At 63.9% G+C, this 18970-nt stretch carries 18 protein-coding genes and 1 tRNA gene; 5 read left to right on the top strand and 14 right to left on the bottom strand.

Features of this window, described 5'->3' with window-relative positions; all coding sequences use genetic code 11:
• Positions 1–153: 153 nt before the first annotated feature.
• From EDE08_RS06045 to rpoZ, 8 genes are all read right to left on the bottom strand, one after another.
• Positions 154–534, bottom strand: a complete 381-nt coding sequence (locus tag EDE08_RS06045) for a hypothetical protein (protein WP_061877336.1) — start codon at positions 532–534, stop codon at positions 154–156.
• Between the two features lie 21 nt (positions 535–555).
• On the bottom strand, positions 556–1482 hold the full coding sequence (era, locus tag EDE08_RS06040) for a GTPase Era (protein WP_131868069.1): 927 nt from the start codon (positions 1480–1482) through the stop codon (positions 556–558).
• Positions 1472–2308 carry a ribonuclease III gene (rnc, locus tag EDE08_RS06035; RefSeq protein ID WP_131868068.1) on the bottom strand — a complete coding sequence of 279 codons (837 nt, stop codon included), beginning with the start codon at positions 2306–2308 and terminating at the stop codon, positions 1472–1474. Before rnc ends, era begins: the two co-directional genes overlap by 11 nt.
• Positions 2305–3069 carry a signal peptidase I gene (gene lepB / locus EDE08_RS06030; protein WP_061877333.1) on the bottom strand — a complete coding sequence of 255 codons (765 nt, stop codon included), beginning with the start codon at positions 3067–3069 and terminating at the stop codon, positions 2305–2307. The genes rnc and lepB overlap by 4 nt, the downstream gene beginning before the upstream one ends.
• A gap of 249 nt (positions 3070–3318) precedes the next feature.
• Positions 3319–3738 (bottom strand): holo-ACP synthase, encoded by a 420-nt coding sequence (acpS, locus tag EDE08_RS06025; protein WP_131868067.1) that lies wholly within the window; start codon positions 3736–3738, stop codon positions 3319–3321.
• Positions 3735–4487, bottom strand: coding sequence for a pyridoxine 5'-phosphate synthase (locus EDE08_RS06020; protein WP_131868066.1), 753 nt, complete (start codon positions 4485–4487; stop codon positions 3735–3737). Before EDE08_RS06020 ends, acpS begins: the two co-directional genes overlap by 4 nt.
• A 45-nt stretch (positions 4488–4532) precedes the next feature.
• Positions 4533–6821 carry a RelA/SpoT family protein gene (locus tag EDE08_RS06015; RefSeq protein WP_131868064.1) on the bottom strand — a complete coding sequence of 763 codons (2289 nt, stop codon included), beginning with the start codon at positions 6819–6821 and terminating at the stop codon, positions 4533–4535.
• Positions 6822–7026: 205 nt separating this feature from the next.
• Positions 7027–7419, bottom strand: a complete 393-nt coding sequence (gene rpoZ / locus EDE08_RS06010) for a DNA-directed RNA polymerase subunit omega (RefSeq protein ID WP_007603391.1) — start codon at positions 7417–7419, stop codon at positions 7027–7029.
• A 328-nt stretch (positions 7420–7747) separates the two neighbouring features.
• Between rpoZ and EDE08_RS06005 the strand changes: the two genes are divergently transcribed.
• Positions 7748–8404, top strand: coding sequence for a LabA-like NYN domain-containing protein (locus EDE08_RS06005; protein ID WP_131868062.1), 657 nt, complete (start codon positions 7748–7750; stop codon positions 8402–8404).
• Positions 8385–9059, top strand: coding sequence for a uracil-DNA glycosylase (locus EDE08_RS06000; protein WP_131868060.1), 675 nt, complete (start codon positions 8385–8387; stop codon positions 9057–9059). The genes EDE08_RS06005 and EDE08_RS06000 overlap by 20 nt, the downstream gene beginning before the upstream one ends.
• Positions 9060–9124: 65 nt before the next feature.
• On the opposite strand, the gene EDE08_RS05995 is transcribed toward EDE08_RS06000, so the two are convergent.
• Genes EDE08_RS05995 through dapA form a run of 4 tightly spaced genes read right to left on the bottom strand, consistent with a single transcriptional unit; the run spans position 9125 to position 11623 of the window.
• Positions 9125–9724 (bottom strand): peroxiredoxin, encoded by a 600-nt coding sequence (locus EDE08_RS05995; RefSeq protein WP_131868058.1) that lies wholly within the window; start codon positions 9722–9724, stop codon positions 9125–9127.
• 4 nt (positions 9725–9728) lie between these two features.
• Positions 9729–10202, bottom strand: a complete 474-nt coding sequence (smpB, locus tag EDE08_RS05990) for an SsrA-binding protein SmpB (RefSeq protein ID WP_024341117.1) — start codon at positions 10200–10202, stop codon at positions 9729–9731.
• Positions 10203–10262: 60 nt separating this feature from the next.
• On the bottom strand, positions 10263–10676 hold the full coding sequence (gene mscL / locus EDE08_RS05985; protein WP_165935783.1) for a large conductance mechanosensitive channel protein MscL: 414 nt from the start codon (positions 10674–10676) through the stop codon (positions 10263–10265).
• A gap of 56 nt (positions 10677–10732) precedes the next feature.
• The gene (gene dapA / locus EDE08_RS05980; RefSeq protein ID WP_028179703.1) at positions 10733–11623 is read right to left on the bottom strand and encodes a 4-hydroxy-tetrahydrodipicolinate synthase; all 891 of its coding nucleotides are present in this window, start codon (positions 11621–11623) and stop codon (positions 10733–10735) included.
• A gap of 227 nt (positions 11624–11850) precedes the next feature.
• Between dapA and EDE08_RS05975 the strand changes: the two genes are divergently transcribed.
• Entirely contained in the window at positions 11851–14364 is a 2514-nt protein-coding gene (locus EDE08_RS05975) for a lytic transglycosylase domain-containing protein (RefSeq protein ID WP_131868054.1), read from the top strand.
• A 460-nt stretch (positions 14365–14824) separates the two neighbouring features.
• Here EDE08_RS05975 and EDE08_RS05970 read toward each other — a convergent pair whose 3' ends face one another.
• Positions 14825–16360 (bottom strand): porin, encoded by a 1536-nt coding sequence (locus EDE08_RS05970; protein WP_131868051.1) that lies wholly within the window; start codon positions 16358–16360, stop codon positions 14825–14827.
• An 833-nt stretch (positions 16361–17193) separates the two neighbouring features.
• On the opposite strand from EDE08_RS05970, the gene EDE08_RS05960 reads away from it, so the two are divergent.
• Both EDE08_RS05960 and EDE08_RS05955 read left to right on the top strand, forming a co-directional pair.
• Positions 17194–17286: transfer RNA gene (locus EDE08_RS05960), tRNA-Ser, on the top strand.
• A 168-nt stretch (positions 17287–17454) separates the two neighbouring features.
• A complete protein-coding gene (locus EDE08_RS05955; RefSeq protein ID WP_131868325.1) occupies positions 17455–17883 on the top strand; it encodes a VOC family protein in 429 nt (142 codons plus the stop codon).
• 481 nt (positions 17884–18364) lie between these two features.
• On the opposite strand, the gene EDE08_RS05945 is transcribed toward EDE08_RS05955, so the two are convergent.
• Positions 18365–18631, bottom strand: coding sequence for a hypothetical protein (locus EDE08_RS05945; protein ID WP_061877321.1), 267 nt, complete (start codon positions 18629–18631; stop codon positions 18365–18367).
• Positions 18632–18970: the final 339 nt, after the last annotated feature.

Raw genomic sequence — 18970 nt, 5'->3', positions numbered from 1 at the left:
ATTCCAGAGCCACTCGCACGCACTCGTGCCCCGGACGCAACGCGGCGCGCAATCGACGCGTTGCCGAGCCGAGGTCCATTTCTCCGCACATTCCTGGGTCCCGGCTCTGCGGCACAGCGCTTGCGCGCCGTACCTTGTCCGGGACACGGCGATTCACGCGTTGAACCAGCCCTGCGCATCGCCGGTGAAGGAGAAATAAAGGCCGATCGCGGTCAGCGCGCAGGAGACGATCTCGATGGCGCTGTCGAGTTCCAGGCCCCTCTCCCCGATGATCTGGCCGAGCGAGATCACCGACAACACCAGGGCCGCCGCCAGCACCCAGCGCGGCCAGTTCTTGCGCCGATGCGCGGCCAGCCAGACGAAATAGACCAGCAGCAGGATCATGCCGCCGGCGAGCAAGGTCGCCGTCATGATCATCTGCTCGGTCATCTCGGTGTTGGGCGTGCGGTCCTGCGCCGCGACCGAGAGGGCATCCAGCATCAACGATGCATAGAGCAGCGCTTCGAAGCGCCGGACGTTGCTGGGCACGCTCATCGGATACCGATCTTTTCTTGGTTATTCCCTGGGGAAGTCCAGGCCCATCTCGCGGTAGCGATCGGGGTCGTCACCCCAGTTCTCGCGTACCTTGACGAACAGGAACAGATGCACCGGCACGTCGAGGATCTGCATCAGTTCCTTCCGCGAATCCGCGCCGATCGACTTGATGGTTGCGCCGCCCTTGCCGAGCACGATCTTGCGCTGGCTTTCGCGCTCGACGAAGATCGTCTGCTCGATCCGCACCGAATGATCCTTGCGCTCCTCCCACTTGTCGGTCTCGACCGTGGACTGGTAGGGCAATTCCTGGTGCAGCTTCTGATAGATCTTTTCGCGCGTGATCTCGGCCGCGAGTTGCCGCATCGGCGCGTCCGACATCTGGTCCTCGGGATAGAGGAACGGGCCCGGCGGCACCATTTCCGCGAGCGTCTTGCGGATGTCGTCGACGCCGTCGCCCGAGATCGCCGAGATCATGAAGGTCCGCGCGAACTTCATGCGCTCGTTGGCGGCTTGCGCCAGCGCCAGCAGCTTCTCGCGCTGGACCAGATCGACCTTGTTGATCACCAGGATCTTCTCGTGATTGACGCCGGCGGCCTTGGCGAGGATCGCCTCCGCTTCCTCGTCGATCCCGGTCTTGGCATCCAGCAGCACGCAGACGAGGTCGGCATCATGCGCCCCGCTCCAGGCGGTCGAGACCATGGCGCGGTCGAGCCGGCGCTTGGGCGAGAAGATGCCGGGCGTGTCGACCAGGATCACTTGCGCATTGTTCTCGATGACGATGCCGCGGATCAGCGCGCGCGTGGTCTGCACCTTGCGCGAGACGATCGTGACCTTGGCCCCGACCAGCGCGTTGACCAGCGTGGACTTGCCGACATTCGGCGCGCCGATCAGCGCAACGAAGCCGCAGCGCGTACCAGTGGGCGCCTCGCCGCTTGCTTCAGCCGTCATTGCCGCCGCCAACGCCTTCGCGTTCGATCATCACTGAAGCTGCCACCTTCTCTGCCGCGCGTTTGCTGCCGCCGATGCCTTCCGCCGGCGCCAGCCCCGGCAGATCGACTGCCACGCGGAACTGCGGGTCGTGATGCGGGCCGGTGCGCTCGACCTCGCGGTAAACAGGCGTCGGCAGCCCCTTCCCTTGCGCCCATTCCTGCAGCACGGTCTTGGGGTCGCGCAAGGGACGGCGCGGCTTGTGCATGCGCTCGGTCCAGTTGCGCTTGACGAATTCGGCTGCCGCCACATGGCCGCCGTCGAGGAAGATGGCGCCGATCACGGCCTCGCAGATGTCCCCCAGCACGCTCTTGCGCAGGCGCGCATCGGCGCTGGATCCGACCGATCCCAGCTTGATGTCGTCGACCAGACCGAGCGACTTGGCGACGTCGGCGCAGCTTTCCTTGCGCACGAGCTCGGCCAGACGCTTGGACAGCTCGCCTTCGTCGGCGTTCGGGAAGGCGTGATAGAGCATGTCGGAGACGACGAGCCCGAGCACGTGGTCGCCAAGGAATTCCAGCCGCTGATAGCTGTCGCCGCGCTTGCGTCCGGACTTCAGCGCCGAGACATGCGTGATCGCCTGCATCAGGAGGTTCGGGTCAGCGAAGCTGTGGCCGATGCGCGCCTCGAGCGCCGCGTTCGCATCCGTGGCCTTGGCCTTGCTGCTCCGCGCCCGCTTCTTCTTCGCAGGCGCCTTGTCTGCAGCCGTCTTGGTCGCAGCTTCCCCTTCGGGGCCCGCTTGCGCCTCGGTCGGTTGGGTCGCGATGTCCTTGGCTTCGTCTTTCATCGGACGATTTTGAAGAAACGATTCCAGCGTACCGCCCACGGCCAGCGCCAGAACATCCAGGCATGCTCGCCTTCGGCGATGGAGAAGAAGATCATCTGGGCGCGGCCGATCAGATTTTCCTGCGGCACGTAGCCGACCTGGCCGAGGAAGCGGCTGTCGGTGGAGTTGTCGCGATTGTCGCCCATCATGAAGAAGTGGCCGGGCGGCACCGTGTAGACGTTGGTGTTGTCCATGTAGCCGTTGTCGGCGCAGTCCAGCGTCTCATAGGACACGCCGTTCGGCAGCGTCTCCTTCCAGCGCTTCACCCGGGAGATGCCGCCGCCTTCCGAGCCGCAGGGGTCTTCGCCGACATATTCGCTCATGCGCTGCCGCTCGACCGGCGTGTCGTTGATGTAGAGCAGCCCGTCGCGCATCTGGACGCGGTCACCGGGAAGGCCGATCACGCGCTTGATGTAGTCCGTGGAATCGTCCTTCGGCAGGCGGAACACGACGATGTCGCCGCGATTCGGATCCGAGCCCCAGATTCTCCCCGAGAACAGCGGCGGCGAGAACGGAATCGAATAGTGACTATAGCCGTAGGAATATTTCGAGACGAACAGATAGTCGCCGACCAGCAGCGTCGCCTTCATCGAGCCCGACGGGATGTTGAAAGGCTGAAACAGGAAGGTGCGGATCACCAGCGCGATCAGGAGAGCATGAATGACGACCCGGATCGTTTCACCGACGCCGCTCTCAGTTTTCGTTCCTGAAGTCACGCTCATTGCTCTCTCAATTCCGGCCGGCGGTCACAGAGCGCCCTCCTGGCGCGAACAGCCCTTTGCTTCGCGGCCCATGGAGATTGTCCTGATTCTGATAGTGAGGGCCAATTCCGGCGTAAAGCCGAATTCGCCCAAGCTGATTTGCGACGGCGGACTTTTAGACGGTTGTCGGAGGCCACGCAATCAAGGATCGCATCAAAACTGAGTAAGATATTGATTTCACGTATGAATTATAAAATGAAGCGGATATCCTCACGGCTTCGCAGGCGGCACGGCGGAAATGATGACAAAGGCCTGCGCCAGCGGCCAGTCGTCGGTGATCGAAACGTCGATCCGCGCCTCGAATCCGTCCGGCGTCAGGGCCTGAAGCCGGGCCAGCGCGCCGCCGGTCAGCTGCATGGTCGGCCGCCCCCCCGGCAGGTTGACCACCCCCATGTCGCGCCACCAGACGCCGCGCCTGATGCCGGTGCCGAGCGCCTTGGAGCAGGCCTCCTTGGCGGCGAAGCGCTTGGCGTAGGTCGCCACCACCATCTTCTCGTTCTTGGCGCGCCGCTCCGCCTTGGCCCGCTCGGCCGCGGTGAAGATGCGGTCGAGGAAGCGCTCGCCATGACGTTCGATCACCTTGGCCACGCGGGTGATGTCGATCAGGTCGGACCCGATGCCGATGATCATGCCCGGCTCCGGCCACGGTCCATCGCCGCGCGCATGTTGCGCACGGTTTCGGCCAGACCCACGAACAGCGCCTCGCCGATCATGTAGTAGCCGATATTGAGCTCCATGATCTCAGGCAGGGCCGCGATCGTCTCCGCCGTGGCATAGTCGAGCCCGTGACCGGCATGGACCTCCAGACCGGCGGCCTTGGCCAGTTTCACCCCCGCCACGATCCGCCGCCATTCGGCCTCGGCCTTGTCGGCGTGGCCGTCGACGACGGCGTCGCACCATGCGCCAGTGTGGATCTCGATCACGGGCGCGCGCAGCCGTGCCGCCGTTTCGATCTGGGCGGGGTCGGCGGCGATGAACAGCGAGACCCGGATGCCGGCATCGTTCAGCCGCGCGATATAGGGCGCGAGCGCGTTGTGCTGGCCGACCACATCCAGCCCGCCTTCCGTCGTCACCTCCTGGCGCCGCTCCGGAACCAGGCAGACCGCATGCGGCTTGGTGGCGAGCGAGATGCGCAACATGTCGTCGGTTGCCGCCATCTCGAAATTGAGCGGCTTGGAGATCTCCGCCTTCAGCCGCGCCATGTCCTCGTCGCGGATGTGCCGGCGATCCTCGCGCAGATGCGCGGTGATGCCGTCGGCGCCGGCCTCGATCGCGAGCAGCGCCGCGCGCACCGGATCCGGATTGCGGCCACCGCGCGCGTTACGCAGAGTCGCGACATGGTCGACATTGACGCCGAGGCGGAGCGGAGTTGCGGGCATTTCAGGACTCACGAAATCAGGGCGACAGGCGCATATGCAAGGCGCCTATCCATTAACACGTTCGACTTTGGCGACGACCGCCTTCGCGCGCAACTGAGCCAGGATCGCGCTCAGGTGCTTCAGATCGTAGACTTCGAGATCGATCGTCGTCTCCGTGAAGTCCGGCGAGCGGCGCTGCATGCTGATGTTGTCGATGTTGCCGTCGTGCTCGGCGATCACGGTTGCGATCTGCGCCAGCGCGCCGGGCTCGTTGACGTTCTCGACCCTGATGCGGGCCGGGAAGCGCTGCGGCGCGGAGTCCTCGATGTCCCAGCGGACGTCGAGCCAGCGCTCCGGCTCCTCCTCGAAATCCTTCAGCGCCGGCGCCTGGATCGGATAGATCGTGATGCCCTCGCCCGGCGTGACGATGCCGACGATGCGGTCGCCGGGCACGGCGCCGCCATTGGGAGCAAACTTGATCGGCAAGTCGGAGTTGATGCCGCGGATCGGGATCGCGACCGGGCTGCGCGGCGGCTCCGAGGCGCCCTTTTCCTTGAGCTTGGCGGCGAGGCCCTTCTTGACGCCGTAGCGTGCGATGCGCTCCTCCTTGTAGTCCGGATACATCGCGCGCGCGACGTGGGAGGCCTTGATCTCGCCGCGACCGACCGCCGCCATGACGTCCTCGATCGAGGTGCGCGCGAGCCGCGGCAGCGCGCCCTTGAGCTTGTCGTCGGCATATTCGATCTTGGCGCGCTCGAACAGGCGCTCGACGATGCGCCGGCCGAGGCCGACATACTGGTCGCGCACGGCGGTGCGCGTGGCGCGGCGGATCGCGGCGCGCGCCTTGCCGGTGACTGCGAGCGTCTCCCAGGCCGACGGCGGCGCGGATTGCGCTTCCGAGGTCAGCACCTCGACCTCGTCACCGTTCTGGAGTTCCGAGGACAGCGGCGCGAACTTGCCGTTGATCTTGCAGCCCACCGCGCTGTTGCCGACGTCGGTGTGCACCGCATAGGCGAAGTCGATCACGTTGGCGTGTCGCGGCAGCGCGATCAGCTTGCCCTTCGGGGTGAAGCAGAACACCTGGTCGTGGAACAGCTCGAGCTTGGTGTGCTCGAGGAATTCCTCGGGATTGGCGCTCTCGGAGAGGATTCCGATGGTGTGGCGCAGCCAGGCGAACGCGTTGGACTCGCGCTTGAGGTATTCGGTCGGCGAGCCCACGCCTTCCTTGTAGAAGACATGCGCGGCGATGCCGCGCTCGGCGATCTGGTCCATCGCCTCGGTGCGGATCTGGAGCTCGACGCGCTGGTTGCCGGGGCCGATCACGGTGGTGTGGATCGAGCGGTAGTCGTTCTGCTTCGGCGTCGAGATGTAGTCCTTGAAGCGCCCCGGCACGACCGGCCAGGTGGTGTGGACGATCCCGAGCGCGCGATAGCAGGCCTCGATGTCGTTGACGACGAGGCGGAAGCCGAAGATGTCGGACAATTGCTCGAAGCCGACCGACTTGCGCTCCATCTTGGTCCAGATCGAGAACGGCTTCTTGCGGCGGCCATAGACCCTCGCGCCGAGGCCCCGGTGCCGCAGATTGTTGGAGAGCTGGTCCTCGATCTCGCCGATCAAATTGCGGTTGCGCTCGGCAAGCGCGTCGAGCCGCTGCATCACCACCAAATAGGCTTCGGGATCGAGGGTGCGGAAGGACAGATCCTCCAGCTCCTCGCGCATTTCCTGCATGCCCATGCGTCCCGCCAGCGGCGCGTAGATGTCGAGCGTCTCCTCGGCGATGCGCCGGCGCGATTCCGTCGGCACGAATTCCAGCGTGCGCATGTTGTGCAGGCGGTCGGCGAGCTTGACCAGAAGCACACGGACATCATCAGCAATGGCCAGCAACAATTTGCGCAGGTTCTCGGCCTGCTTGGCCTCGCGTGACACCAGCTCGAGCCGCTTCAGCTTGGTCAGGCCCTCGACCAGCGCACCGATCTCCGGCCCGAAGATCTGGTCGATCTCGGCCCGCGTCGCCTCGGTGTCCTCGATCGTATCGTGCAGCAGTGCTGCCACGATGGTGGCGTCGTCGAGCTTCAGGTCGGTGAGAATGGCCGCCACTTCGAGCGGGTGCGAGAAATACGGATCGCCCGAGGCGCGGGTCTGCGAACCATGCGCCTTCATGGCGTAGACATAGGCGCGGTTCAGCAGGTCTTCGTTGGTGTTGGGATTGTAGGATCTGACGCGCTCGACGAGGTCATATTGACGCATCATGCGCGCGCGGGGCCTGGCGGGGCGCGCGACCGGCGCAGTCGGGGCCACGGCAACCGATTCGGTTGCGGCCTGCATCTGCGTGGATCTGCGGCGCCGATATACCATTCCGTCCTGCTTTCAAACGGGCCCGAGGCGGTCCGTTGTATACATCCTAGCTCCGATCGCGCGTGTGTCCGATCAATTCAGTGACAGGCGCAGCGCCAACCGGCAACGCTATGGTAACCACGAAAACGTCAACAAAAGCAAAGGCCCGAACAAGGGTTCGGGCCTTTGATAAGATCACAAGCAGTCGATGATCACGATGGAGGAATTACTCGTCTTCCTCGGGCTGCTCCTCGGGAGGCGCGAGGCCTTCCAGGCCCTTCAGCAGCTCTTCTTCGGTCATGCGCTCCACGGCGACCTCGGTATCGTCCGCATCGACGCTCGCGCCTGCGGAACCGATCAGCGGCACCGTATCCGGCTCGGGCTCGTCCACCTCGACGAACTTCTGGAGCGAGTGCACCAGCTCCTCGCGGAGATCCTCCGGCGAGATCGTCGTCTCGGCAATTTCACGCAAAGACACAACTGGGTTCTTGTCGTTATCGCGGTCAACCGTTAGTTGTGAACCGGACGAAATCATGCGGGCTCGGTGGGCGGCCAGCAGGACCAAGTCAAACCGGTTGTCGACCTTGTCGATACAATCTTCTACGGTGACGCGAGCCATGGACTGTCGCTCCGTTGTGGGTGGGACGAAATATGTGGATGATTGGGGCTAGTTATAGGGGCCGGGACGATTTCGCAAGGCTAATTTGTGATTTGGTCTCGCCAAACGGCTCTGCTAACGCCACATTGGGGCTGGGACGGGGTTTTCTGGGCTGCCATCGAGGGCAGCCCCGGGTGTATGCAAGTCCGCCATAACTATACCTTGATTGCCCCGACTTCTCCGGACTTGCGGTTTCGACGGGTCTCAGCGGCACTTTAGAACTGCGCGGCTTGCTGTCGCCGCGCCAACAAAAAAACGATCAATCACGAACACTACGCGAGCAAACTGAATGTCACCTTCTCCTACCAACAAGATCGCGCTCTTCATCGATGGGGCCAATCTCTACGCGACCGCGAAAACGCTGGGCTTCGACATCGATTACAAGCGTCTACTGAAGGAGTTTCAGGGCCGCGGCACGTTGTTGCGGGCGTTCTATTACACCGCCATCATCGAAGACCAGGAATACTCCTCGATCCGCCCGTTGATCGACTGGCTGGATTACAACGGCTACACCGTCGTCACCAAGGCGACCAAGGAATTCATCGACGCCTCCGGCCGCCGCAAGGTCAAGGGCAACATGGACATCGAGCTTGCCGTGGACGCCATGGAGCTCGCCGAGCATATCGACCAGATGGTGCTGTTCTCGGGTGACGGCGACTTTCGCTCCCTGGTCGAGGCCGTGCAGCGCCGCGGCGTGCGGGTCACGGTGATCTCCACCATCGCCAGCCAGCCGCCGATGATCGCCGACGAGCTGCGCCGCCAGGCCGACGTCTTTACCGACCTCGTCGAGCTGCAATCCAAGCTCGGCCGCGATCCGTCCGAGCGCCCCGCCCCGCGTGACCGCGGCGAGCGCGGCGAGCGCGGCGAACGCCACCACGCCCCGCAATTCCTCCAGCGCGCAACCACGATTTCGCCGAGGGGCGGCGATGAAGACTTCGAGGAGTGAGGCGGCCCGGTCAAGCCGCCAGCCTCTCGCCGTCGTTCCCGACCGTGACTGTCCGCTCTGTCCGCGCCTGGTCGCCTTTCGCGAGGCGAACCGCACACGCGAGCCGTCGTGGCACAATGCGCCGGTTGCGCCCTTCGGCGACCTCGAAGCACGCCTCCTGATCGTGGGCCTCGCGCCTGGAATGCAGGGCGCCAACCGCACGGGACGGCCCTTCACCGGCGATTATGCCGGCGACCTGCTCTACAGCACGCTGATCGAATACGGCTTTGCCAGGGGGACCTATCAGGCGCGTCCCGACGACGGCCTGAAACTGGTCGACTGCCGGATCGCCAATGCGGTGCATTGCGTGCCGCCGCAGAACAAGCCGCTGCCGGTCGAGATCAACACCTGCCGCCAGTTTCTCGTGGCGAATCTGGCGTCGATGCCGAACCTGCGCGCGATCGTCGCGCTCGGGCGGATTGCGCACGACAGCGTGCTCAAGCCGCTGAATCTGAAGGGCTCGCAAGCCCCCTTCGGCCACGGCGCAGTGCATCAGGCAGGCCGGTTCAAGCTCTACGACAGCTATCATTGCTCGCGCTACAACACGAACACCGGCGTGCTGACGCCGGACATGTTTCGAAGCGTGTTCGCGAAGGTGAAGGCCGGTCTCGATTAGGGCCGGATGGAGTCAGGCGGTTGCGATCCCCGCAGCTGGCTCGCATCGATTCGACCGAAATCATTTCACCCTGGGCGGGCGATCTGGGACTTGGTGGGATTGGCCTTCAGCCAGCCGAGCACGTCGCCGGCGTTCCGGTCGGGCGGGAACACCGGGTAGAACACATGCGTGATCCTGGCGTCGTCGATGACAAGCGCGAGACGCTTGATCAGCGTCAGGCCCGCGACCTCCATGGTCGGCAGGTTCAAGGCGCGCGTCAGCGCCAGCTTCTCGTCCGAGAGCACCGGGAACGGCAGATGCAGCCGCGAAGCCATCTCGGTCTGGTAGGCGTTGCTCTGGGTCGAGAGGCCGAACACGTGCGCGGCGCCGGCGGCCTTGAGCTCGGCGAACAGATCGCGAAATGCGCAAGTCTGCGGCGTACAACCGCGCGCGCCGGGGATCATGTCCCAATCGTCGACCAGCGCGATTTTGCCGGGCTCGCCGGTGCGGGGATAGGCGAACACCACGGTGCGGCCGCGCAACGCCGACAGCGTGACCGACGTGTCGTCGGTCGCGAGCAGGCCGATCGCCGGCAACGTCATGCCCTCGAGATGCGCGGCGCCGCCGTCGTCGGCAGGCGCGGGAATCTGGCTCCAGTCGACCTCGAGCAGGTTCCGTTGGTTCATCTCCTCATCCCCTCGCCCGCATCAGCCGGCCCTTCTCCCGGCTCCAGTCGCGCTTCTTCTCGGACTCGCGCTTGTCGTGCAGCTTCTTTCCCTTTGCAACCGCCAGCTGCAATTTGGCGCGACCACGCTCGTTGAAATAGAGCTTGAGCGGGATCAGCGTCATGCCCTCGCGGTCGACCGCGCCCATCAGCTTGTTGATCTGACGGCGGTGCAGTAGCAGCTTCCGCGGCCGCTTGGGCTCGTGATTGAACCGGTTTCCTTGCAGATATTCGGGAATGGTGGCGTTGATCAGCCAGATCTCGCCGTTCTTGGAATCGGCATAGGATTCCGCGATCGTGCTCTTGCCGTTGCGGATCGACTTGACCTCGGTCCCCGTCAGCGCAATGCCCGCCTCGATCGTGTCCTCGATGGCGTAGTTGAAGCGGGCCTTGCGATTTTCCGCCATGACCTTGATCGGACGTTCGTTCTTGTCGGCCATGACGGATAAAACCTGATTGAGATGCGCGCGGAATCTAACAGTTCGGATGAAGCGCGCGCGTCACTTCTTGAGGAGATCGCGGATCTCGGTCAGCAGCTCGACCTCGGCCGACGGCTTCGGGGGAGCGGCCGGCGCCGCTTCTTCCTTGCGCTTCAGCGTGTTGATGGCGCGGATCACCAGGAACAGCACGAAGGCGATGATCATGAAGTTGATCGTCAGCGTGAGAAAGCTGCCCCAAGCCAGCACGGCGCCTTGCTTTTTCGCGTCAGCTAAGTTGGTGGCTGTGACCTTCGCCGACAAGGGGGTAAAGTAGTTCGAGAAGTCGAGGCCGCCGGTGACGGCACCGATGATCGGCATGATCACGTCGCCGACCAGCGAGTTGACGATGGCGCCGAAGGCCGCACCGATGATGACGCCGACCGCGAGGTCAACGACGTTGCCTTTCATGGCGAACTCGCGGAACTCCTTGAGCATCCGCCTGCCCCTTTCCTCGACCGCGCTCATGAACGCTCCCCGGACAAGCTAGCGCCTCAGTTGATCAGACCCGCGTGCACCATCGCGCTGCGCACGGCAACGCGGGTCGGCTCGGAGACCGGCACCATCGGCAGCCGCAGCGTCTCGTCCAGCTTGCCGAGCAGCGACATCGCGTACTTGATCGGCGCCGGATTGCTCTCGATGAAGAGGTTGTTGTGCAGCGGCATCAGCTTGTCGTGGATCGCGAGCGCCGCCTTGGTGTCGCCCTTCTGCCAGGCGGCGTGGAACTCCGAGCACAGGCGCGGCGCGACGTTCGAGGTCACCGAGATGCAGCCATGGCCACCATGGGCCATGTAGCCGATGATGGTGGCGTCCTCGCCCGAGAGCTGATTGAAGTCCTCGCCCATCGCAGCGCGCTGCTGCGACACGCGAACCATGCTGGCGGTGGCATCCTTGACGCCGGCGATGTTCTTCAGCTCCCACAGCCGCTTCATGGTGTCGACCGACATGTCGATCACCGAGCGCGGCGGGATGTTGTAGATGATGATCGGAATGCCGATCGCGTCGTTGATCGCCTTGAAGTGCTGGTACATCCCTTCCTGGGTCGGCTTGTTATAGTAGGGCGTGACGATCAGCACGGCGTCCGCACCCGCCTTTTCGGCGTGCTGGGAGAGCTCGATCGCTTCCTTGGTCGAGTTGGAGCCGGCGCCCGCGATGACCGGCACGCGGCCCTTGGCTTCAGCGATGCACCATTCGACGACCTTCTTGTGCTCGTCATGGCTCAGCGTCGGGCTCTCGCCGGTGGTGCCGACCGGGACCAGGCCGTTGGTCCCCTCCGAAATCTGCCAATTGACCAGGGAGCGGAACGCCGCCTCGTCCAGCGAGCCGTTTTTGAACGGTGTGACCAAGGCGGTGAACGACCCCCGGAACTTCGTCTTGGCTGCCATGGACTTCCTCCGTACGCGGCTATCTCTTGAGCAAGCCCCATTCATATCGGGTCTATACTGCCGGTAAAAGGCCCGCTTCCGGCCGAGGGCAACGTTTAGGCCGCGATTTTGCCGCGGTGATGGTGCAAATTGGCCCGAGGTAAGCGGCTGTTGGTATTTTGTCCGCATATTCAATCAAACTTAGCTAGGTCTTGAGCCACTTCACTGATTCGGGGCGACGAAACGCCGTGACCTCCTTTGCACGTGCCGCATGGCGATCCACCGGTCTGGTCGTGTGCCTGACGGCAGGGCTGTCGCTGGGTTGCGCCGCCCTCGCCAAGTCCAATGAGACGACCGCGGAGACCGGCAGCAAGGAGACCGCGAAGCCAGCCGCCAAGGACGCCGCGAAGGGACCGGCCAAGGACTTGAGCAAGGGCTCGAACAAGGGCGCGGCGAAGGAAACAACGAAGGAAACAACGAAGGAAACAACCAAGGGCACGGTCCAGGGAGCCGGCAAGGACGCAGCGAAGGGCGCGAGCAAGGGTGGCACCCCGGCCAAGGAAGGCGCGAAGACGCCTGCCAAGGATGCTGCCGCCAAGGATGCTGCCGCCAAGGAACCGGCGAAGGACAAGCCGAAACCCGCGACAGCGGTCTCCTCGCCGAAATCACACCCGGCGAGCAACGGATCGCCGCCAAAATCCGCAAAGCCCGCAAAGTCCACACCCGTGACGGCCACCGACAGGCCCACCGCTCTGGCCGCCGCCAGACCGCTCGCAGCTCCCGTCCTGGCCCCCGCGACCCGCCAGCATGCGGCGCCACGCAAGCCGGTCATCCCGGCCGCGATCGCGGCGACATCGTCGACGTCGCAAGCCGACAAGGACACGCTCGAGAGCGTCATCGAGCTCGTACGCAAACGCAAGGCCGGCGACGCCACCGATGCCGCCGCCCGCATCTCGGATCCGGTTGCGCGAAAGCTCGCCGAATGGATCATCCTGCGCAGCGAGGACAACGGCGCGACCGTGGAACGCTATCGCGCCTTCATCTCCGCCAATCCGACCTGGCCGTCGCAGACCTTCCTGCGCCGGCGCCTCGAGGCCGCGATGTGGGACGACAGGCGCGACGATTCGGTCGCGTGGTCGTGGTTCGAGAACGAGTCTCCGATCTCCGCCAAAGGCCGCTTCACGCTCGCCAAGGCGATGTTGGCGCGCGGTGACCGCGCCAATGCCGAGCGGCTGGTGCGCGAGGCCTGGCGCAGCGATCCGATGTCGGAGGACACCGAGAACAACGCGCTCGACCAGTTCGGTGCCCTGCTGACGCCGGGCGACCAGAAGGCGCGGATGGACACCCTGCTCTACGGCAGCGAGACCGAGGCGGCGCTCCGCGCCGCAAGGCGCCTCGGCGCCGGCTATGTCGCGCTCGCCAAGGCCCGCATCGCCGCCGTCAAGAAAGCGCCGAACGCGCGGGCGCTGCTCGACGCCGTGCCGCGCGAGCTGCACAATGACCCCGGCTACACCTTCAGCAAGATCCAGCTCCTGCGCCGCGAGGAGAAGTTCGCTGAAGCCGCCCAGCTGATGCTGTCGGCGCCCAAGGATCCGGGGCGCCTTCACAATCTCGACGAATGGTGGATCGAGCGGCGCCTCCTGGCGCGCAAGATGATCGACACCGAGGAATTCCGCACGGCCTATCTGATCGCGCGCGATGCCGCCCTGCCCTCGCGCGACATCTACAAGACCGAGCAGGAGTTCACCGCCGGGTGGATCGCGCTGCGATTCCTCAACGACCCCGCCACCGCCACCCAGCATTTTGCCCGCATCGGCGTCGGCAGCGTCAATCCGACCGCGCTGGCGCGCGCCGGCTATTGGCAGGGCCGCGCGGCCGAAGCGATGGGGCGTCAGCAGGAGGCGCGCAACGCCTATGCACGCGCCGCCGAACAGTCGACCAGCTATTACGGCCAGCTCGCCCGGGCCAAACTCGGCCTGCCGCAGATCGAGCTCAACAGCCAGCCGCGCGGGCGCGGCGCCGAGCGGCTTGAGATCGTGCGCGCTGCGCATCTGCTCTACGAGCTCGACGAGCGCGAGCTCGCGGTGCCCATGCTCGCCGACATGGGCGAGAACGGCGATCCCGAAGCGGTTGCGGGCCTCGGCGAGCTCGCCCAGCGCTATAGCGACGCGCGCGGCATGCTGCTGGTCGGCAAGGGTGCGCTCAACCGCGGCCTGCCGTTCGACTTCTACGCCTATCCCGTCAACGGCATTCCGCAGTTCACGCCGATCGGCCCCGACGTCGAGCGCAGCATCATCTATGCGATCGCGCGACAGGAGAGCGCGTTCAATCCGCGCGTGGTTTCGCCGGCGCAGGCCTATGGACTGATGCAGGTGACGCCGGACGCCGCCCGCTACGTCTGCAAACGCCACGGCGCGACCTACGACCTGGGGCGGCTGAAGAACGATTCGGTCTACAACGCCACGCTCGGCTCGGCCGAGCTCGGCGGATTGCTCGAGGATTATCGCGGCTCCTACATCATGACTTTCGCCGCCTACAATGCGGGCCGCGGCAGCGTGAGGAAGTGGGTCGCGCGTTACGGCGATCCGCGCGACCCGAAGGTCGACGCGGTCGACTGGGTCGAGCTGATTCCGTTCTCCGAGACGCGCAACTACGTGCAGCGGATCATGGAGAACCTTCAGGTCTACCGCGCCCGTTTCGGGGGCGGCACGCGGTTGCAGATCGAGGCCGACCTGCGGCGGGGCGTCGGAAGCGTGGAATGACGCCTCCCCTTTCCGACTCGCGGCCGAGCATGGGGGCGAGCGCCGCCCTCGTCAGGACCTGAGTCGCCGAGGCATAGCCGGCGACCGAGCACGATCCTCAGCGAGCCCTTCCGACGCGCACCGTGAGCGCTACGACGGTTGCGTCCTGGTCGGCACGCTCGCCGGTGCCGCGGCTGGCAGATGAAGGCGCTCTGGCTCCTGCTTCATGAGCCAGAGCGACGGGGCGCTTGTACGGCTGGGCCGGGCACCGGCAGGCCTTCACTGCACGCTTCTGTCGGAGACGGCTTGCAGCGCCCTCCCCTGCACAGTGGCTTCCATCAGGTCGCAATAAAGAACGACGAAATCAACGGAGAGCGGCGCACCAGCTCAGCCCAATACGCGGAGAGAACCGGCACGACAGCCAAAAGAAAAACCCCGGCGGTTGCCCGCCGGGGTTCTCTGTCAGGTCGTTAGACCGAACTTACCAGTTGCGCTGAGCGCGGAGGAGCAGGGTGAACGAGTCCTGGTCCTTCATCTCATACACTGCAGCCGGCTTGGCGACAGATGCGGTGCCCGGGGACGCAATCAGGCCCGAGTACTTCTGGTCCAGACGGGTCCAGTTGAAGTCGCCCGAGAAGGTCAGGTTCTTCACCGGGGTCCAGCGGGTGATCAAGCCCACTTGGCCAATGTTGAAGTTCGGGTCGCAATTGCCAGTCAGCCCGACCAATCCCACCATGCCAGCGCAGATGGTTGCCTTGCCCAGTGTGCCGTAGTTGACAGCCGCGTACGCACCGTAGATCGCGGTGTTCCAGTAGGGATTCCAGTTGTGGGTGTAAGCACCGCGGAAGCCCCAGGTCTTGACGCTTTCCTGCGAACCGCCGGTCACGAACACCGTATCAGGAGCATTGGCGATGCCAAGGCTCTGATAGCCGAAGCCCGAGTTGCCGTACATGGCGTAGTTCGTTGCCGCCAGGCTCTGGAAGTTGTAGCGGGTCGCACCGTCGGTGTAGACGCCCGAAATGTTGATCGTGTCACCCGCGCCGGTCGGGATGTTCTTGATCGACAGAGCGAGCTGAACCGCCCAACCCCACTTGTCGTCGGGGTGGCCAGTGACCTCGGTCGGGCCGTAATAGGCGACATGGTTGTCATGCGCAGCAACCGACGCCTGGAACAGACCCCAAGCCTGGTCGACACGGACCATACCGACGAGGTTCGGCGAACGCGAGCCGCCGATGGCGTTGGAGCCGTAGCCTCCACCAACCAGACCAGCAGCGGTAATGCCGCTCATGTTCAGATTGCCGGCCTGATAGTAGGCCGTCGCATCTTCCGCCGAGAACGACGCCGTGATGCCCTGACCGAAGTCAGCGGTGTAGGTGAACTGGTTGACACCAGTGACCGTGCCGCTGCCACCGACGAGACCGTCGAAGTTGTTGCCGGGATAGTTGGTCCAGGGCGCGTCGAACTGCGACACGGCCTTACCCATGGTGAAGCCGGCGAACTGGATGAAGGCGTAGTACACGCCGAGCGAACCGCCAGCGACGCCGCCGTCAGACGGATTGCCGACGCCACCGACGCCACCGGCTTGGCCCGCGCCGGAGTAGACCGTGCTGCCCGTGCCGGAGCCGGTGCCGGCGTAGCCGCCCGTCGTCCAGGAGAACGTCGCATCGAAGAAGGTGCGGACGACGCCGTATTCGGTCGCGGTGCGCGTGTCGATGTTGAGATCTTCACGAGCGCGCATCGTGTAGTAGTTGCTGAGGCGGTTGTGCGCCCCACCGACGCTATTGAACTGGCCGTTGTAGACGCTGTTGGTGTTCAGCGCGACTTCAGCACGCAGATAACCACCCAGCTTGATGCAGGTGTCGGTGCCCGGGATGTAGTAGAATCCGGCTCCGTACAGGGAGCAGATCTTCACGTATTCGACCGCCTTGGCCTTCACGGGGAGATCGGCTGCCTGCGCTCCGCCCACGGCGATCAGACCCGCCGCTGAGCCGAGCAAAAGGCTCTTAACCAACTTCATGTTAAACCTCCAAGTTGCTCTTCAGGGAAGGTCACTGACCGGACGGCCAATTCCCAAACCCCCTCTAAATCACCGCTTTCAGATCCCTTCGCGCCTTCGGACACACCCGCATGAACGCGAGGGACTTAAGCGAAAGACCTAAACGGGACGACCTCGGGATGCCCCCCTCCGTCGCTCAGCCACAATTACCGAACGCCCTTGCACACACAACAAGAGAACGCTCCGAAACGGGCCGATGAAGCGTGTTTTCCAACGGGTGTTGCACAAATAACACGCAGATGTGATCAAAGCGCCCTCGCAACCTATTGTTTACATTAGCATTTTTTCGACGGTTCCATCTGCCATCAAAGTTCCCCACATGAGGCGCCCAGCCGAGACGTCGGCCTGGAGGGGCTTTGACGACCTCGAATCGTGGAATCAGAAACGAGACTCAATGAGAGGGTATCGACCGCCCCGCGGCGGCCAGTCGGATGCAAGTTGGGGCACCTGCTACGCCTGAGACGGCCGGCAGACACTCTCTGTAGGGGCGGGATTATTGGGAATCGGGCCGACAGCTGGGCGAGCCAAGATGCGGGCTGCCAAGTCTCTATAGCTCCTTCTCGCGAGCCATTGAATTTGCAAGCAAATCGGCTTCCGACGTGAGCAAGGACGTTTCCATGCGGGGAACACCCTTGCAATGTGCCCGAGGTTCAAGCCTCGCGTCCGCTCTCGCAGCGCCACACTCTCGCCGCGACGACAGCCGCCTTGCGGCGAAGATCACTGGGAATATTCGAGCGAAATCACACGCTTCTAAATTGACCGGCCCAAGTAATTAGAGGCATAAGGCTCGCACCGGAGAGGTGGCCGAGTGGCTGAAGGCAACGCTTTGCTAAAGCGTCATACGGTCTCAAGCTGTATCGAGGGTTCGAATCCCTCCCTCTCCGCCACCCCGCCGATTCCCCTCTACAGCGCGATATTGCCGCATGAAACCATGTGGACTGGCGAGCAGTGTAGAAGGCGTCCTTGTCAGAGGCTGAGGAATGACCTGACCGTCATCGGCCGGACTGATGCTCAGCAATGAATTTTATCAGCCAGCTTTGACAAGGAGAGAGATCATCGAAATTCGCCAATTGCATCGAGGTCGGCTTATCGACCACATCCAGCTCGTGGTGCAGGATCTCAAGGCCAGCCGGGATTTCTACACTGCCATTCTGGCTGTGCTGGAGATTCCAGTTATCGACACCGCCGATGGATATTTCTGGGCTGACGAACTCGTCGTGTCTTCGGCAGAAAGCCCGGCGGCGCTGGGTGTTCTGACAGGACGACACCACCTTGCCTTCCAGGCGAGGGACCGCGCGACAGTGGATGCCTTCCACAACGCGGCGCTGACCCATGGCGGGCGCGACAACGGTGCGCCCGGCGAGAGAGCCTATCATCCCGGATATTATGCGGCTTTCGTGCTCGACCCTGATGGTAACAACATCGAGGCCGTTTTCCACGGCGAGGCGAAGCGCAGTGCGCCGTCGGTGGTGGTGGATTTTTAGGGTTTAGTCCGGCGCACTGCTCTGCGTTGCGGGATTGGATCGCTGCCGGATATCCTGTGATATTCAACCCGGACTGGATATACGGTGGCGAACAGCACGCCGGCGAGAGCCCGGCCCACGGACGAGCATCGGGAGTTCAGCTCGATTCGCGTGCTCCTTAATATATGTGTGCGCGCACCTAGATGCCGGATCGCCATACCCGCCAATGCGAGGGCGATATCAGCACAGCCTCGCCGGCCCAGACGTTGAACCAGACGCCGCCCTTGCGCCGGCACGGGAAGGACCAGGACACAATTCCCGTCTTGTGCAGACGCCCTAGTTCCAGATCGCACTCGTCGGGAGCGATCTGGATCGGAAGCCATCGTCCATTCGTGTCTTGGTCGCCCATGCCGTCGGGTCTTATGCGGCGGCACGACAAGCACAATTGATTCAGCGCAACCGGGCCCACCCGTGCAAACACGGGTCGGAGGCGGTTCTCATCTCAGTGCGCGGAGACCCAGGCCCTCGCCTCGCGCTGGGCGATGGAGATCTCGGCATCCGACATCTGTCCGGCGACCTCCTGGCGCAGCGCCACCGCGTCCTTGCGGCCCTTCAACGCTGCGAGGTTGAACCATTTGTGCGCGGCGACGAGATCGACGATCCCGGAGCGACCGCTCGCCCAATAGATCCCGCGCTCGAACAGCACGTCCGACAGCGCGCTCGCGTCGATCGGCGTCGCCGTCTCGAGATCGAAAGTACCCTGAAACATCACGCATCCCCTTTGTTCTTATGCCGCCTCGTCCCCCGAGCGCGGCTCCCGTCCGAAATACTGCTCAACTCTTCCCCGAGTCTTCTTGCCCATGCCGTTTGCCGGCTTGTTGGAGGTGATGATGGCGGGCAAATTTGAATGGCAGTTTAAGTATCGCGATGAAGCAGGCGTAAACGCGAGCGCGCGAGGCGCGTACGGGAAATTCAAAAAGTCGCTGATTTGCAGGCACTTCTGCAATTCGTCAGATTCGGTTTACCCTGGGATTTTGGCAGATCGATAACCATCGCGCGCGGTGGCGCGTGCTACGGCTCCAATTCATGGAGCGGCGCGCCGTCGTGG

Origin of the sequence: Bradyrhizobium sp. R2.2-H, from assembly GCF_004346455.1 — a bacterium.
GTDB lineage: Bacteria > Pseudomonadota > Alphaproteobacteria > Rhizobiales > Xanthobacteraceae > Bradyrhizobium > Bradyrhizobium diversitatis.
Note: the sequence above shows the minus strand (reverse complement) of the source record. Positions and strands in the feature narration are given on the sequence as shown.

Bases quoted from the DNA above. Each gene is read 5' to 3' on its own strand.
- EDE08_RS06045 (WP_061877336.1), bottom strand. From the start codon at position 534: ATGAGCGTGCCCAGCAACGTCCGGCGCTTCGAAGCGCTGCTCTATGCA.
- era (WP_131868069.1), bottom strand. From the start codon at position 1,482: ATGACGGCTGAAGCAAGCGGCGAGGCGCCCACTGGTACGCGCTGCGGC.
- rnc (WP_131868068.1), bottom strand. From the start codon at position 2,308: ATGAAAGACGAAGCCAAGGACATCGCGACCCAACCGACCGAGGCGCAA.
- lepB (WP_061877333.1), bottom strand. From the start codon at position 3,069: ATGAGCGTGACTTCAGGAACGAAAACTGAGAGCGGCGTCGGTGAAACG.
- acpS (WP_131868067.1), bottom strand. From the start codon at position 3,738: ATGATCATCGGCATCGGGTCCGACCTGATCGACATCACCCGCGTGGCC.
- EDE08_RS06020 (WP_131868066.1), bottom strand. From the start codon at position 4,487: ATGCCCGCAACTCCGCTCCGCCTCGGCGTCAATGTCGACCATGTCGCG.
- EDE08_RS06015 (WP_131868064.1), bottom strand. From the start codon at position 6,821: ATGGTATATCGGCGCCGCAGATCCACGCAGATGCAGGCCGCAACCGAA.
- rpoZ (WP_007603391.1), bottom strand. From the start codon at position 7,419: ATGGCTCGCGTCACCGTAGAAGATTGTATCGACAAGGTCGACAACCGG.
- EDE08_RS06005 (WP_131868062.1), top strand. From the start codon at position 7,748: ATGTCACCTTCTCCTACCAACAAGATCGCGCTCTTCATCGATGGGGCC.
- EDE08_RS06000 (WP_131868060.1), top strand. From the start codon at position 8,385: ATGAAGACTTCGAGGAGTGAGGCGGCCCGGTCAAGCCGCCAGCCTCTC.
- EDE08_RS05995 (WP_131868058.1), bottom strand. From the start codon at position 9,724: ATGAACCAACGGAACCTGCTCGAGGTCGACTGGAGCCAGATTCCCGCG.
- smpB (WP_024341117.1), bottom strand. From the start codon at position 10,202: ATGGCCGACAAGAACGAACGTCCGATCAAGGTCATGGCGGAAAATCGC.
- mscL (WP_165935783.1), bottom strand. From the start codon at position 10,676: ATGCTCAAGGAGTTCCGCGAGTTCGCCATGAAAGGCAACGTCGTTGAC.
- dapA (WP_028179703.1), bottom strand. From the start codon at position 11,623: ATGGCAGCCAAGACGAAGTTCCGGGGGTCGTTCACCGCCTTGGTCACA.
- EDE08_RS05970 (WP_131868051.1), bottom strand. From the start codon at position 16,360: ATGAAGTTGGTTAAGAGCCTTTTGCTCGGCTCAGCGGCGGGTCTGATC.
- EDE08_RS05945 (WP_061877321.1), bottom strand. From the start codon at position 18,631: ATGTTTCAGGGTACTTTCGATCTCGAGACGGCGACGCCGATCGACGCG.